Source organism: Faecalibacterium sp. IP-3-29, from assembly GCF_023347335.1.
In the GTDB taxonomy this organism is placed as follows: domain Bacteria; phylum Bacillota; class Clostridia; order Oscillospirales; family Ruminococcaceae; genus Faecalibacterium; species Faecalibacterium duncaniae.
The window spans coordinates 670,706-686,586 of sequence record NZ_CP094471.1 but is presented as its reverse complement, the minus strand read 5'-3'; the positions used below and the strand labels follow the sequence as shown (position 1 = coordinate 686,586).

Annotated in this window: 12 protein-coding genes and 1 pseudogene; 8 read left to right on the top strand and 5 right to left on the bottom strand. The window is 55.3% G+C overall.

What is annotated here, in order from left to right; genetic code table 11:
- Positions 1–317: 317 nt before the first annotated feature.
- The 5 genes and pseudogenes from MTP40_RS03175 to MTP40_RS03155 all read left to right on the top strand — a co-directional run bounded on the left by MTP40_RS03175 (position 318) and on the right by MTP40_RS03155 (position 5,721).
- Positions 318–710, top strand: a complete 393-nt coding sequence (locus MTP40_RS03175; RefSeq protein ID WP_249259808.1) for a hypothetical protein — start codon at positions 318–320, stop codon at positions 708–710.
- Between the two features lie 389 nt (positions 711–1,099).
- Positions 1,100–2,350 (top strand): plasmid recombination protein, encoded by a 1,251-nt coding sequence (locus MTP40_RS03170; protein ID WP_238078385.1) that lies wholly within the window; start codon positions 1,100–1,102, stop codon positions 2,348–2,350.
- Between the two features lie 76 nt (positions 2,351–2,426).
- A pseudogene (locus tag MTP40_RS03165) lies at positions 2,427–3,789 on the top strand (VapE domain-containing protein).
- A gap of 212 nt (positions 3,790–4,001) precedes the next feature.
- Complete coding sequence (locus MTP40_RS03160; RefSeq protein ID WP_249259807.1) at positions 4,002–4,316, top strand: helix-turn-helix domain-containing protein; 315 nt, start codon at positions 4,002–4,004, stop codon at positions 4,314–4,316.
- Positions 4,317–4,332: 16 nt separating this feature from the next.
- A complete protein-coding gene (locus tag MTP40_RS03155) occupies positions 4,333–5,721 on the top strand; it encodes a site-specific integrase (RefSeq protein ID WP_249259806.1) in 1,389 nt (462 codons plus the stop codon).
- A gap of 51 nt (positions 5,722–5,772) precedes the next feature.
- On the opposite strand, the gene MTP40_RS03150 is transcribed toward MTP40_RS03155, so the two are convergent.
- On the bottom strand, positions 5,773–7,350 hold the full coding sequence (locus MTP40_RS03150; RefSeq protein WP_249259805.1) for a recombinase family protein: 1,578 nt from the start codon (positions 7,348–7,350) through the stop codon (positions 5,773–5,775).
- Positions 7,351–7,574: 224 nt separating this feature from the next.
- Positions 7,575–8,450, bottom strand: coding sequence for a helix-turn-helix domain-containing protein (locus tag MTP40_RS03145; RefSeq protein ID WP_118658073.1), 876 nt, complete (start codon positions 8,448–8,450; stop codon positions 7,575–7,577).
- Positions 8,451–8,604: 154 nt separating this feature from the next.
- Between MTP40_RS03145 and MTP40_RS03140 the strand changes: the two genes are divergently transcribed.
- Genes MTP40_RS03140 through rhaD form a run of 3 tightly spaced genes read left to right on the top strand, consistent with a single transcriptional unit; the run spans position 8,605 to position 12,030 of the window.
- Positions 8,605–9,909, top strand: a complete 1,305-nt coding sequence (locus MTP40_RS03140; RefSeq protein WP_249259804.1) for a rhamnulokinase — start codon at positions 8,605–8,607, stop codon at positions 9,907–9,909.
- A gap of 14 nt (positions 9,910–9,923) precedes the next feature.
- Entirely contained in the window at positions 9,924–11,183 is a 1,260-nt protein-coding gene (locus tag MTP40_RS03135) for an L-rhamnose isomerase (RefSeq protein ID WP_249259803.1), read from the top strand.
- 19 nt (positions 11,184–11,202) lie between these two features.
- Positions 11,203–12,030, top strand: coding sequence for a rhamnulose-1-phosphate aldolase (gene rhaD / locus MTP40_RS03130; protein ID WP_113621281.1), 828 nt, complete (start codon positions 11,203–11,205; stop codon positions 12,028–12,030).
- 87 nt (positions 12,031–12,117) lie between these two features.
- On the opposite strand, the gene MTP40_RS03125 is transcribed toward rhaD, so the two are convergent.
- The 3 genes from MTP40_RS03125 to MTP40_RS03115 all read right to left on the bottom strand — a co-directional run bounded on the left by MTP40_RS03125 (position 12,118) and on the right by MTP40_RS03115 (position 15,799).
- Positions 12,118–13,317: a helix-turn-helix domain-containing protein gene (locus MTP40_RS03125; RefSeq protein ID WP_005920195.1), complete on the bottom strand. Its 1,200-nt coding sequence runs from the start codon at positions 13,315–13,317 to the stop codon at positions 12,118–12,120.
- Positions 13,318–13,361: 44 nt separating this feature from the next.
- Positions 13,362–14,708: an MATE family efflux transporter gene (locus tag MTP40_RS03120; protein WP_242958639.1), complete on the bottom strand. Its 1,347-nt coding sequence runs from the start codon at positions 14,706–14,708 to the stop codon at positions 13,362–13,364.
- A gap of 74 nt (positions 14,709–14,782) precedes the next feature.
- Positions 14,783–15,799, bottom strand: a complete 1,017-nt coding sequence (locus MTP40_RS03115) for an SDR family NAD(P)-dependent oxidoreductase (RefSeq protein WP_249259802.1) — start codon at positions 15,797–15,799, stop codon at positions 14,783–14,785.
- Positions 15,800–15,881: the final 82 nt, after the last annotated feature.

The window sequence follows — 15,881 nt, the reverse complement described above, 5'->3', positions numbered from 1 at the left end:
AGCAAGTTTTTAACCTTCTATCGCTACATAACGAACCCGAACCAAGGCCATCCCGGAAGGGATGGTCAGGTTCAGGTTGTTGTGTGGCGATTTTTTTATTGCCAAATCCAGCACCGCACCTTGAAAACCGCATGACCGTCTGCATGGGATACCCGGCGATGACCCCGCAAGGGAGAGCCGGAAAACGCCGCCGAGAGGGGGCAGGAAATCCATGCAGGGAGAACGGCTAAACGTTGATTCCTCAGTTACCAGAAAACAATGTGGTCAAATTGACCACATTGTTTTTCCGTAACGCCAGTGAAAGGAGGGGTATCTCCATGTATATGACAAACGAAGAATGGGAGCAGAACAATCAGGATTATTTGAAAGAATCGTATGAGGAAACGGGTTTTACCACCGGAGGATACGCTATCCGTAAACTCATCTGCGGCGGCTACGGTCGGGTGTTCTACACCACGATCTACACCAAGAAATATTGTCACAGTTACTGGTGCGGCAATCAGGCCAACAATCGGCGGCAGCGGGAATACCGCCAAATGCGCCGTCAGGATTTGGTCTGTCAGTGCTGCGGTGAAAAATTCACACCCAAACGTGCAGGTGCCCGCTATTGCAGCAATGCCTGTCGGCAAAAAGGCTATCGAAAACGTGTTACAGATGCTACAAGTGCTCAAAATGAGCACTTGGTTAATCGTAACGCATCTGCCAAATGAAACCCAGTTCCTCACGAATGAGGGAACGGAAATTTATCGACCTGTTACGGAAAACCAAGTGGTCAAAATGAGCACATCGTTTTTCCGTAGCGCCTCAAGGTCGTTGAAAATCAGGTTGCAAAGATGACAACCTGATTCTACCCGTAACAGAATCAGTTGGCCATTTTGGCCCACTGAAAAAGCCGGACAAGTTGGTGGGCAGGAATTCGCAAATCTTTGACCTCCAGCTTGCCAAAATCAACGGGCCAAAATGGCCCGTTGAAGGGAGTCAAGGGGGAACGCCTTGCCCAGTGATATGATGCTGTGCGTCATATCTTACTGGGTATTATCTGGCGCAAAACGGCGGCAGATCCAGCAGCTCCGCTGCTGCGTTCTCCCCCACCAAGCTGTTGAAACGGAGGGATGTCTATCTGAAATTAACACGACACAACGGACGAGCCGGAGCACAAGGCACCTACAACCCAAAGCACAATGACCGCAGTTTCAACCTTGCCAACAGTGAGCACATCGACCCGGAACGAGCAAAGGGCAACATCTACTGGGACTGCTTTCACAGTTTCCGTTCGGCTCTCGACCCACAAGACCCGGATGATCTGGCGGCGACCTTCTCGGATGTAGAACGGCAATTTTACGAGAGCCGCTATTCCAATTTTGTGGAAAGTCAGAACGAGCGCAATGCCAAGATTCGGCACACGGAGCGTAATCGCTCCATTCCTGACCTGCTGTCCAGCCGCAAGACCTGCCCGGAAGAAACCATCTACCAGCTGGGAACGCTGGATGAACACGCTTCGGCAAAGGACTTGCTGAACATCGTCACCGAGTTCATTGAGGAGTTTAAGGCTAAATTCGGCGAACACGTTCATGTGCTGGACTGGGCGTTGCATCTGGATGAAAGCACACCGCATATCCATGAGCGTCATGTGTTCGACTGCAAAAACAAGTACGGCGAGATCGCTCCTCAGCAGGAAAAGGCACTGGAAGCGTTGGGCTTCAACTTGCCCGACCCGGACAAGCCCCTCAGCCGCCGCAACAACCGCAAAATCACCTTTGATGCCGCCTGTCGAAAGATGCTGTTCGAGATTGCCAAGCTGCACGGGCTGGAATTGGAGGAAGAAGCAGAATACGGCAACCGCAAATATCTGGAAAAACAGGACTTCATCCTTGCCAAGCAGAAGGAGCAGCTTACCGCCCAGCAGAACAGGCTGGACGAATTGACCCTCAAGGTCAACGACATGGAAACTCTGATCGATGAAGTTTCGGCTGCGGCCTACGACAAGGCGGTGGAGGTCGTGACCGATGTGGTGCGCACCGAGACCCGGAAGGAAGATATGCGGATGATCGAGGACACGAAAAAGTGGGTGCTGTCCCCGGAACGTAAGGCTCCGCAGACCACGAGAGAATACGCCGCCCACCGTTTGGACACCGTGCTGGACAAGTTCCTCAAGACCATGCAGACCACCACCGCACGTCTGCAGGAGAAGCTCCTGAAGCCGGAAGTCCGTCAGAAAGGCAAGGAGCAGGTTAAGGAGAAAGCACGAGATTCGGTGCTGCAACTGCTGAACCGCTTGCAGGCGGAACAGACCCAACGGAAGCCGTCCGCACCGCCTGCCGCCGAAAAGTCAGAAAATCGGTTTCAATAATAGCACGAGGTGATGTTTATTGAGCAAAGAAGTCAACGAAGAACGTGCTCCCCGAACCGTTACCGATGTGAAAGAAATGCTGACCAAGCACTCCAATGGCGAAATTCAGCGGACGATCCAAAACTGCATCACGATTCTGCAGAACGACCATGTGCTTGCCGATGCCATCCGGCTGAACCTGTTGAGCGAGCGCATCGACATTGTAAAGCCTGTGGGTTGGCCCCGTTCCGGTAAAACGCTGAACGACACGGACATGAAGTATATCCTGCGGAGGATGGAGAAATACGGCATTTCCAGCGAAAAGAAAATCGAATCTGCTATCCGCATCGTTGCCAACGAGAACCGTTATCATCCCATCCGGGATTACCTGAACGGTCTGCAATGGGATGGCACGGAACGGATAGCCCACGTCCTGCACCATTTTCTCGGTGCTGCGGAGGATGAGTACACTTGCGAAGCCATGAAAATCTTTCTGCTGGGAGCCATCAAGCGGGTGTTCCAGCCGGGATGTAAATTTGAGACCATGCTCTGTCTGGTGGGCGGTCAAGGGTGCGGGTCGCCAGTGGCGACCTCAAAATGCTGTAAGCATTTTGAAGCACCGACCGAGCCGACAGGCGAGACCGGGGAAGTCCACCTTTTTTCGGCTGCTGGCCGTCAAGGACGAGTGGTTCTCGGACGACCTGCGGCGGCTGGACGATGACAATGTGTTCCGCAAACTGCAAGGCCACTGGATCATTGAAATGTCGGAGATGATCGCCACTGCCAATGCCAAGAGCATCGAGGAGATCAAGAGCTTTCTCAGCAAGCAGAAGGAGACCTATAAAGTCCCCTATGAGACCCATCCTGCCGACCGTCTGCGCCAGTGCGTCTTTGCTGGTACGACAAACCGGCAGGATTTTTTGCCCCGTGACCGCACGGGTAACCGCCGCTTTATTCCCATCCCGGTGGACGCGGAACTATCAGAAGTCCACATTCTAGACGATGAAGCCGAATCCCGTGCCTATATCGCCCAGCTTTGGGCTGAAGCCATGACCATCTACAACAGCGGTAATTACAAACTGGCGTTCAGCCCCGCCATGCAGGAAACGCTGCAAGTCCATCAGCAGGACTTCATGCAGGAGGATGCACAGGCTGGCATGATCTACGCCTTTCTGGAGGACTACACGGGTGACCGGGTGTGTTCCAAGCAGCTTTATGCGGAAGCGCTGGGCAACACGAACATCCCGGCAGAGTGGGAGACCCGCGCTATCTGTGAGATCATGAACACGGGAATTTCGCGCGGCGATATTCAAGGCTGGCAGGCGCACAAGACCGCCAAGCGTTACCCGAAGTACGGCGTTCAGAAAGGCTGGGAGCGCGTAACCAGCCCCGAAACCGAGACTGAAGATTTCTCCGAAATAACGGATACGGAAGCCGAGCAACTGGACTTTCCCTTCTGATGGACAGCGGTTACACGTCTGGTTACAGATTCGGTTACACCTCAGTTACGGCGAAAAAGCCGCATGACCGCTGCGTTTTCCTCTTTCTGTAACCATGTAACCTTAAAAGAATAAGAAAAAGTATAAAGCCCACCGGATGCCCTGTGTGCAGAAAAAGAGAATTTTCCTGCCCGGTTACAGGCGTTCGGTTACAAGGAATTGGAGGTCTGCCTATGAATATGAATCGGCCTGACATGACCGAAACTGTGAAATCTGAAAATTATACGAATAAGCCCTTGCAAAAGGCCTCAAATCCCACTACAATGGAAGCGGTCACTCAAACCAATGCCGTCAAGTCTCCGACTGACAGCCCGGCAACCACGAAGCTGGTGTACACGGTGGAAGAGATCGCACGAATGCTGGCCATCAGCCTGCGCTCTGCCTACAACCTGTGCAACAACACCACCGAATTCCGTGTTCTGCGGGTAGGCGGAAGCATCCGTGTACCGAAGGACAGCTTCGATGCGTGGCTCAACCGGGCAGCTTGATAAGGAGGCAAACAGTATGGCATATATTACGAAGCGTGGCAACTCTTACAGCGTCCGCTACACCTATCAGGACGAGCACGGCAAGAGCTGCGACAAATGGGAAAGCTTTCCCACCAAAGAGGAGGCAACAAACCGTAAGAAACAGATCGAGCATGAGCTGGCGGCTGGAACCTTCCTGATTCCGTCCTTGGTGACGGTGGCAGAGTTCCTCATGGATTGGCTGCCCAAGCAGTGCAGCAAGCACAAGTGGGCACCCAAAACCTACGAATCTAACCTTTCCACCATCCAGAACCTCATTATCCCCTATATCGGCAGCATGGAGATGCAGAAGCTCAAACCCTACCACATGGAGAACCTCTACACGACCCTGAGCAAAACGCCCTGCGGTTCGTATGTCGAGGGAAAGAAGCAGGAACTGACCGAAAAGCAGAAGCAGCGGTTCCTTTCCGGCACCACCATCCACGAAGTGCATCGGCTGCTAGGAACAGCGTTCCAGTATGCCGTAGAGTGGGGCATTCTTGTCAAAAGCCCTGTTCCCGTGGACAGCCCCAAGAAGTCCACGCAGGAGCGCACCATTTGGACGGTAGAGGAAATGCGAGCGGCACTGGACAGCATGGAGGACCCCATCCTGCATCTGGCAGTCCACCTCACGCTGGTTGGTGCGCTGCGAGAGGGCGAGATCGTAGGTCTGACCCCGGAAGACCTCGATTTTGACGCAGCAGATGGCATCGGAGCCTTCCGTATCAACAAGTCCATGCAGCGGGTGCGAAAAGAAGCCCTGAATCAGGTGGACGATGGTTGCATCATCAAGGTATTCCCGGACAAGTTGGAGCGCAGCACCACTTCCCTCATCCTGAAAAGCACCAAAACGGTGTCCTCCTGCCGTACCATCTTCATGACCTCTGCTCTGAAAGAGGAACTGAAGAAGTGGCTGAATCAGCTGGAGGCAGACGAGATGAAAGACCCGACACGCTACCATGACAGCGGAATGCTGTTCCGTCTGCCCAACGGTCTGGCTGTGGAGCCTGTGCTGATTCGCAAAAAGTTCCTCAAATGGCAGGATGCACACCCGGAGTTCCCTCGTATTGTGTTCCACGGTCTGCGGCATTCCAGTGCGACCTATCAGCTGATGATCTCCGGCGGCGATGTGAAGGCCGTTCAAGGCACCACAGGACACGCTACGGCAGATATGCTGGTGAACACCTATGCCCATATCCAGCAGTCCTCTCGTGTAGAACTGGGCAGGAAGTTCGAGGAAGGGTTCTATGCTAAACAGGAAAGCCCCAGCCCGCAGGCTGTACCCGCCGCAGGCGAACCCACCATCTCCATGACGGCTCTCTTGGAATTGCTGAAGAATGCAGACCCCGAAGTAAAGGCGCAGCTCCGTCTGGCTCTGCTGACCTAATGCAAAATTTACCACGCATTTCAAAGTAATTCCAGCCCATGCAGAAGATTCCTATGAAAACACCAACCGTGCAAAAACCGTGCATTGACCGTGCAAGCCCCGATTTCTCGGGGTTACATAACAAAAAAGAACGCCAAATCTTACGATTTGGCGTTCAATATCTGGTGCACCTCGCGCACTCATATCCGAACTTTTCTCTGCTTTTACGGCTTCCCCAAAAGCGACCGTTTCCGTACCTTCCTTATAATTAAAGGTAATGAGAACCTTATCATCGTAGAGATAGATGGCATTGATGAAGGTATCCACCAGTGCCTGCCGCTGCTCCGGCTGGGTCATATCCAGCTTACGGAAACGGAGCAGCCAGAACCGGATGAATTCTTCTTTCATCTTCGGCTTGGCCAGCCGTTCTTCTGCAATGCGGGCTTGCAGTTCCTTCCGCTGTTCTTCCAGCGCTTCCAGCCGCTCCTTGGTGGAGCTGGTCAGAATGCCCATCTGGATAGCGTTCAGCATATTGGTGATGCCGACTTCCGTTTCCTTCAACTGCTTTTCGTAGATGGGCAAATCCGTGCTTTCCTGATTTTGCAATTCCATAACTTTGGCAATGATGGCATTCATGGAAGCGTCATCTTCCACCAGCTTCATGGTCTCGTTGACCACTAGATCTTCCAGCCACTGTTTCCGCACGGCCTTTTTATCGCAGGTCTTTTTCTTCTTGGCGGCGGCACACTTGTAATAGGTATACATTTTCCCGGTGTGGCTGACACCGCTTTCTCCGAACATCAGCGCTCCGCACTTACCGCAGTACAGCTTGGTGGTGAGCAGATAGCTTTCCTCTGCCTTATGACGGGCAGGGGCCTTTTTATTTTTCGCCAGCTTTTCCTGTACTTTGTTGAACAAGTCCTCTGACACAAGAGCCGGGATCGCATTGGGCTGTACCACATCCCGCAAACGCAACTCGCCGATGTACCGGCGATTACTCAACATCCGCTGAATCGTATTGTAGGACATCTCCCCGCCCATTGAATTTTTGATGTTGTGTGCCTTTAACCAATCCCGCAGGTCAGTCATGGTCGCACCGTCCGCATACTTCTGGAACGTCTGCTCCACATACGGAGCCAACAACGGGTCGGGCTGGTAATGCCGGGTCTCATCGATCATGTAGCCGAACGGAATCGTGCCGCCATTATAAATACCCTTGAGAGCATTTTCGGTCATGCCGCGCACGACCTTTTCCGACAGGTCAGCCGAGTAATATTCGGCATAGCCCTCCAGCACCGATTCCAGAATGATGCCCTCCGGGCCAGCCGAAATGACTTCCGTTGCCGACACCAGTTTCACGCCGTTCCGCTTCAGTTGGGTCTTGTACCGGGCACTGTCGTAGCGGTTCCGGGCAAAGCGATCCAGCTTCCATACGATGATGACATCAAAGATGCCGCGTTCGCTGTCTTTAATCATCTGCTGGAACTGTGGGCGGTTGTCCGTTTTTGCAGAGACGGCACGGTCAATGTAGTGTTTGACCACCGTGAATCCGTTCTTCTCCGCATAGGCAGTGCACTCCCGAATCTGACCTTCGATGGATTCTTCACGCTGGCTGTCAGTAGAATAGCGGGCATAGATCACAGCGGTCATGGCAGGCACCTCCCATTTATACATCATTGAACGGTGGAGCGTTCTTTCAAAGCAATGTTTCGTATAATGTATATATCACATTTTACAGATGATTGCAAGCTTTTTATACGCTTTTCACGAGATTCAGTAAAAAACATGAACTCCCATAAAGGCAAAACATTCACATCTCATGGTTCTTTGAAGGTGAACGGAGGAATTGTGTCATTTTGACACAATTCCTCCGCTCACCTTGCCCCCTCCACCGGCTTCAGTGCGCTTTTGCGGTATTGCAGGGGACTTTGCCCGGTGGCTTTTGCAAAGCGGGTGGAAAAGTTGCTGGCATCGCCAAAACCTACCTCCTGTGCGATCTCGCTGACGCTGTGGTCGGTGAGGACAAGCAGTTCCTTTGCCTGGGTGATGCGGAAGTTGACCAGATAGTTATACGGCGTTGTGCCCATATACCGCCGGAACAGGCGAAGAAAATAGCTTTTGCTCATGTGCGCCTCTGCCAGCAGGTCGGCAAGGCAAAGCTCTTTCTGGTAATTCTTGCGCAGGGTCTCTGCAGCCTGCAAAATGACCTGCCGTGCGCTGGTGGCTTCGGTCTGTGCAAGGATGCTCCGGGCGCACAGCGCCAGCATCTCATGCAGCGCCAGCCCCATGGTCACCATGCTGTCCACGGTGCTGCGCTCCATCTGCCCTAAAAGTGTTTCAAACAATTCCTGCATCTTGACCCCGGTGAGCTGCACCGGGGTCAGTTTTTTGCCCGGCAGCAGCAGCGGCTCCATGGCGGCGACCCCTGCGCCGTCCAGATGCACCCAGTAATGGTGCCAGCAGCTTTGCCCCGGGGCGGTGCAGTAACTTTGGGGGGTGCGGCAGTTCAGCAGCAGTGCCTGCCCGGTACGGAGCTCCACATGGCTTTCCCCCTGCTCGATGAGCCCTGCCCCACGGAGGGTGTAGAACAGCAGATAGCTTTCTTTATCGGTCCGGGCGGTGGAAAAATGCTGCTGGGCATAAAACACCCCTGCCTCGGTGCAGTAGTAGGGCTGTGCCAGCTCTGCTTCGCTGGGGGTAGTGCGTTTCCATACACTCTCCGGGGTCACATCCATATTGTAGGTCAGCATTCTTCGATTCCTCTCTTTCTGTGCCTAGTATAGCGCACTGCACTTTGCAACGCAAGAGTAGACTTTTCACAAAGAATGCGTCACCTTTGCGGATGGAATCGCCCGCATTCTACCGCTATACTGATAGCAGTCAAAGCCACACAGGAGGCCCATTATGCACAAAAACTATCTTGCCATCGACATTGGTGCATCCAGCGGGCGGCACATTGTGGGATGGATGGAGAACGGCGTTCTCCTCACCCAGGAAGTGTACCGTTTTCCCAATAGCGTCCGGCGGGTGGACGGTCATCTGGAATGGGACATCGACAGCCTGTTTTTCAACGTGAAGCAGGGCATCCGGGAAGCCTTTGCAAAGTTCCCGGAAATTGAGAGCCTTTCCATTGACACCTGGGCGGTGGACTATGTGCTGCTGAAAGACGGTCAGCCCCTCTACCCTGTCTACGCCTACCGGGACGACCGAACGCAGGCAGTGATCCCCGAAGTCCACAGCATTCTGCCCTTTGCGCAGCTCTATGCACGCACCGGCATCCAGTTCCAGCCATTCAACAGCATTTATCAGCTGTATGCCGACAAAAAAGCCGGGCGGCTGGCAGAGGCCGAAGACTTTTTGATGATCCCGGAATATCTGCTGTGGAAGCTCTGCGGCGTAAAGGCGCGAGAGTACACCAACGCCACCTCCACCGGCCTTGTGAATGCACAGACCGGGGAATACGACCCGGAGATTCTCAAGGCTCTGGGCCTACCGGAAACGATGTTTCCCAAGCTGACCGCACCCGGCACGGTGCTGGGTGCGCTGAAAGCGGACATTGCCACCGAAGTAGGCGGACAGACCAAGGTGGTGCTGTGCGCTACCCACGACACCGCCAGCGCGGTGGAGGGCATCCCCATGGAACAGGGGGATGCGCCGTTCCTTTCCTCCGGTACATGGAGCCTGCTGGGGGTCAAGCTGGCAAAGCCCATCACCAGCCCGGAGAGCCGCCGCGCCAACTTTACCAACGAGGGCGGCGTAGGGTACATCCGCTACCTGAAAAACATCATGGGTCTGTGGATCATCCAGTGTGTGCAAAAACAGCTGGGCATCTCCTTTGCCGAGATGGTGGAGCTGGCCAAGACCAGCACCTACACCCGCATTTTTGATGTGAATGCAGCCCGCTTCTCTGCCCCGCAGGATATGCGCGCGGAGATCAGAGCCGCCCTTGCCGAGACCGGCGAAGCCCCTGCCACGGATGCCGACCTTATCAACAGCATCTATCATTCGCTGGCGTACTGCTACGGCGAAGCCTACCGTGAGATGGAGGCTGTGACCGGGCAGCACTGGGATAAGCTGTATATTGCAGGCGGTGGCGCAAAGAACGCTACCCTGAACGAGCTGACTGCCCACTACACCGGAAAACAGGTGGTGGCGCTGCCCATCGAGGCCACCGCCATCGGCAATTTGAAAATTCAGATGCAGATTTAAGAAGGAGGAACCCTATGAGTTACGCAGAAGCAAAAGCCCGCTACGCCGCCATTGGCGTGGACACCGAAGCTGCCATTGCCCGGTTAAAGACCGTGCCTATCTCCCTGCACTGCTGGCAGGGAGATGATGTCCGGGGCTTTGACACCGACCCCACCAAGCCCCTGACCGGCGGCATCCAGACCACCGGCAACTACCCCGGTCGTGCCCGCACCCCGGAGGAACTGATGGCAGATATGGACAAGGTGCTGTCCCTCTGCCCCGGCACCAAAAAGATCAACCTCCATGCCTCCTATGCCATTTTTGACGAAGAAAACCCGTGGGTGGACCGGGACAGGCTGGAGCCGAAGCACTTCAAAAAATGGGTGGATTTCTGCAAGGCAAGAGGGCTGGGCGCAGACTTCAACCCCACCTTTTTCTCCCACCCCAAGTGCGACCCGCTGACCCTTGCCAGCCCCAACGAGGAGACCCGGAAATTCTGGGTAGAGCACGGCAAGGCCTGCATCCGCATCAGTCAGTATCTGGCCGAGGAGCTGGGGCAGCCCTGCACCATGAACATCTGGACGGGCGACGGCTTTAAGGACGTACCAGCGGATCGCAAAGGCCCCCGCGACCGTTACAAGGCCAGCATCGACGAGATTCTGCGCGAGCCTTACGACTTCAAGCTAGTGAAGCCCTGCATCGAAAGCAAGGTGTTCGGCATCGGCGTGGAGGCTTACACCGTGGGCAGTGCCGAGTTTGCCCTGAGCTACGCCGCCTTCAACCGGGAAAAGTGCATTCCGCTGATGGATAACGGCCACTACCATCCCACCGAGGTGGTCAGCGACAAGATTCCTGCCTTGCTGGCCTTCTTCCCGGAGATCGCGCTCCACATCACCCGCCCCATCCGCTGGGACTCCGACCATGTGGTACTGTTCGACGATGAAACGAAGGAGATCTGCAAGGAGATCGTGCGCTGCGGCGGTCTGGACGGTCGGGTGAACATCGCACTGGATTACTTTGACGCTTCCATCAACCGCATCTCCGCATGGACGGTGGGCTTCCGCAACGTGGAAAAGGCGTTGCTGTCTGCCCTGTGCACCCCGCATACGGTGCTGAAGGAACTGCAGGACACCAATCAGTTCACCGAGCTGATGGTGCGGCAGGAGGAGCTGAAGACCCTGCCCTTTGGCGAGGTCTGGGACGAATACTGCCGCCGGAACGGTGTGCCGGTGGACGGTGCATGGTTTGAGGAAGTAAAGAAATACGAGCAGAACGTGCTGAGCAAGCGCATTTGAATGAGAGAGGTTTTTGAAGATGGGTATTCTGGATATTGAGATTGTAAAAGGCTTTATGCGGATGTGCAACGATGGCTGGCTGCAGGGCTGGCACGAGCGCAACGGCGGCAACCTGACCTACCGCATGAAGGAAGAAGAAGTGGCGCAGTGCCGTCCCTTCTTTGACGAGCAGCCCCGGGAGTGGGTGAACATGGGCGTGCAGGCGGATAATCTGGCAGGGGAGTATTTCATCACCACCGGCTCCGGCAAATTTTTCCGCAACGTGGAGCCGGACCCTGTTCACAGCATCGGCATCGTGGAAATCAACGACAAGGGCGACAGCTGGCGCATTGTCTGGGGCTTGGAGGACGGCGCAAAGCCTACCAGTGAGTTCCCCAGCCACTTTATGAACCATAGCGTCCGCAAGGCCGCCACCAATGGCGCAAACCGTGTCATCTACCACTGCCACGCCACCAACGTCATTGCCCTGACCTACATCCTGCCCCTGACCGACCGGGACTTCACCCGTGCCCTGTGGCAGAGCGCCACCGAGTGCCCGGTGGTGTTCCCGGAGGGCGTGGGCGTCTGCCCGTGGATGGTGCCCGGCGGTGCAGACATTGCCATGGCCACCAGTGAGCTGATGAAAACCTATCAGGCTGCTATCTGGGCACAGCACGGTCTGTTTGCCTCCGGCCCGGACTTTGACATCACCTTTGGTCTGGCCCACACCATCGAAAAGAGCGCGGAAATTTACGTCAAGGTGCTCTCCATGGGCGGCGGCATCATCCGGCAGACCATCACCGACGACGACCTGCGCGCCATTGCCCGCGACTTTGGCGTGACCCTGAACGAGAAGTTCCTCAACTGAGCCATTCTCCTCCATTTTTCTTCATCATAGCAGAACAGGCATCCTGCCCGATACCGCCAAACGGTATCGCAGGATGCCTGTTCTGCTTTATGTTTCCCGGAATTCCATGGGCGTTTTTCCGGTGACCTGCTGAAAGACTGCGCTGAAATAATTGCGGGTGGCAAAGCCAAGCTGCTCGGAAATTTCCCGGACGCTGAACGGTGTACTTTTCAGCAGAACTTTCGCACGTTCGACCTTTGCAAACTTTACATAGTTCGTGACACTCAGACCCGTTTCTTCCTTGAATTTGTGGGTGAGGTAATATTCTGTGTAGCCCACCAGGGCGGCAAGATCTTCCGCTACGATCTTTTTGTCCAGATTCATCTCGATATAATCCACACACTTCTGGATCTGTCTACTGAGGTTCGGGTTTGTCCGGTGTTTGTGGACACGTCGGATGAAATCATCGTACATCATCATTGCAAGGGGGCTCAGCTCATCCAGCGATTTTGCCGATTCTGCCGCCTGAATGTAGCTGTCCCCCAGCGAGTACGCCTCCTCCGGGGAAAGACCACCCTCAATGGCGGCACGGCACACCAGCGAGGTGAACACGATGATGGAGGTCTTGCTCTGGCGTAGCACATCGCTGCTCTGCACCGGTACACCTGCACTTATGCTCATACTGTTGGAAAGCGCCTGCTTGTAATTCATATCTCCGGTGCGGACCATCTGCAGCATTCCCTGCTCTGCCATCCAGATCTTATGCCGGTCGTGGGGAATTGTGGCGCTTTTCAGCCGCTCCTCCTGCGCTGTGCTGCTGTTGACACAGCTCAGTTCCAGCCGCTGTCCGGTCAGGCAGTAGTGCATCATCAGCAGGTAGCGGTTCATAATGGTGTTTTGCAGGGTGGGGACTTTTTCAAGGGCTTTGTAAAGCTGGATCGTCCATGCTACACTGATCTCCAACTTGCTGTAGTATTTCAGCCCGTCCTCGATCCCGCGCAGGGTCACGTCCTGATAGAACACCGGTCCAATGACCCAGACACGCTTCAGCTTTTCCTCTTCCTTTTCAAAGGCTGCTCCCCACAAAAGACCCAAAGCCGTCCCCAAGGTAACGGGCACATCATCCCGGTTCCCATGCTCCAGCATCCGCTGTTTGCAGCCGAACAGCTCAAATGCGCTGGCAAGAAAGGCCTCGTCCGGACAGTTGCTCCGTAGTAGCTTTCCCTGTGCATCATAGCACCATGTATAAACATTGCCGCCGCACTGGACAAGTTCGGAAAGCAGCATCATATTCTGGAGAACATCCATGTGTAACCCCTCCGGCTCATTGGCTCATTGATAGAACCAGTATATCATACTTCCGCCTTTTTTTCCATCGATGCCCGGAGCCAGTGCAGCAGGATGCCCGCAGAGATGACCGCAGAGCTTACGTCTGCCATCAGGTGCGCCGCCGCAATGCCCTGCACGCCGTAAAGCGCATTCATCAGGTACAGTAGCGGGATCAGCAGCAGGCCCTGCCGCAAAAGAGAGAGCACCACCGCACCGCTTGCCCTGCCCACGGATTGCAGCAGGTTGGTTGCCAGATAGGTCAGGCCGATCACCGGGCTGCCCAGAACGAGATAAGTCACCAGCTGCGTTCCCAGACGGAAAGCGCCTTCTTCCTTGATGAACATCCTGATCAGCGCATTGCGTCCGGCAAAGCTGGCTGCTCCGGCAAGAACGCCAAAGACAACAGTCAGCAGGATCAGATTCTTCAAAAGCTGCTTCAGGCGTTTCGCGTCGCCTGCGCCGTAGCTGTACGCCAGAAGCGGCTGGCAGCCCATACAGATTGCCATGGCGATCATGCTGATGACCATGGTCGTCTTGCCCGCCGCCGCCATGGCTGCGACCGCCGCTGTGCCGTGGGTCACCAGCAGCCGGTTGCTGAAGGAGGACGCAAACCCGGCCAGCAGGCTGCTGATGCCGTTGGGCAGACCGATGGCCAGCAGCTCGCCCAGCATCTGCGGCTTTTTCAGAGCCGGGCGGAAGTCAACGGTCAGCACCGTGCCGTGCTTAACGATGTAGCGCAGGTAGCAGGCAGTCGCCACAAGGTTGCCCAGCACACTGGCGGCAGCCGCACCGCTGACACCGAAGTTCAGCACCAGAATGAACAGCGGGTCAAAAATGCAGTTGACCAGCGTGCCCAGAAGATTACCGATCATGCCCTCTTTTACTGCGCCCTCTGCACGCACCAGCATCGCCATGCTGTTGGACAGGATGAAACACGGTGCACCCAGTGCCAGAACCTGAAGATACCGCTCCGCATAGGGAAAAATTTCTGCATTGGAGCCCAGCATCCCCAAAAGCGGCACTCTGCCCACCAGCAGACCGATGCTGACCAGAACGCCCAGAAAAAAGCTAGTCCAGAAGCAGAGCGAGGAGCAGATCTTGCCCTGCTCGATCTCACCCGCGCCAAAGCAGCGCGCAATGATGGCACTGCTGCCTGCGCCAAGCATCGTGGCCACCGCCGCAAGAATCGAGAACACCGGCCCGACGACGGAGACTGCCGCCACCTGTGCGGTGTCGCCCAGACAGCCCACAAAAAACATATCTGCCATGTTGTACAGCACCATGACAAGGATAATGATGATGGAGGGCACTGCCATGGAAAAAATGGACTTCCAGACAGAGCCGGTACGGAAAAGTGCTTCGTTTTTCATGATCTCCTCCCAAAAATCAACCGCACGCAGGCAGAACGGAAGCCCTTGTCAAGGGGCTTTCAGAGCGGTTTCGGTCACAGGTTATCCAGCGCATCCAGCAGTGCTTTCAGCGCCGTTTCCGGCAGACCCAGCATGGAGCCGATCTTGCCAAAGGTCATTCCGTAGGCGGCTTTTGCCTGCTGATTGTCAGCAAAGCCGGGCAGGTACTGCTCCACAACGGCTTTTACGGACTCGTTTTCCATCAGGGCTGCAATGGTGCTCTGGCTGTTCAGCTTGCCGTCGGTCAAAATTTCCGGGTGCTTCCAGCTGCTGACGCTCTGGTGCCCGGCAGACAGTGCACCGTCCACAGGGATGGCTGCACCGGTGATGTACCGTGCCATACCGCTGGCAAGGAAAAGCGCCAGTGCGGCGCACTCCTCCGGGTCGCCCATCCGCTTTGCCGGGCAGTCGGATGCAAAAAAGTCCATGGTCGCAGCCGGTGCATCACCGAAGATGCTGGTCTTGGTGTAACCGGGGCAGATGGCGTTGACGGTGATACCGTATTCCGCGTAATCCAGTGCCGCTGCACGGGTCATGCCCACCACGCCGAACTTGGTGGCGCTGTACAATGCCTGTCCGCGCTGGGGCACAAGCCCCGCCACCGATGCCACATTGATGAGGAATCCGCCCTCGCTGTGGCTTTTCAGGATAGCCTCTGCACCGTACTTCATCCCGGCAAAGACGCCCTCGCTGTTCAGGGAGAAGATCTTCTCGTAATCCTCTACCTCATACTCATGCAGCGGTGTGCCGCCCATGCCGATGCCTGCGTTGCTGACAACGCCATCCAGCTTACCGTAGTGTGCCACCGTCTTGTCCACCAGCTCTTTGATGGCGGAAGCCTTGCTGCAATCGGTCTGGATAAAGATGGCGTCGCCGCCCTTGGCGCAGATGCCGTCTGCCACAGCCTGCCCCTGCTGGGCACTGCGGGCTGCACAGACTACCTTCATGCCGTTTTCGCCGAAGCACTCGGCAATGGCGCGGCCGATGCCGCGGCTTGCGCCGGTGACGATAGCAACTTTATCTCTGACACTGTTGAAATTCATCATTTTCATAAAGCATCCTCCATTTTTTATTTTTCGTATTCACGAACTAGATTTGCAACTCTTAGTTGCTTATCCATCTCTATGGTGTTAT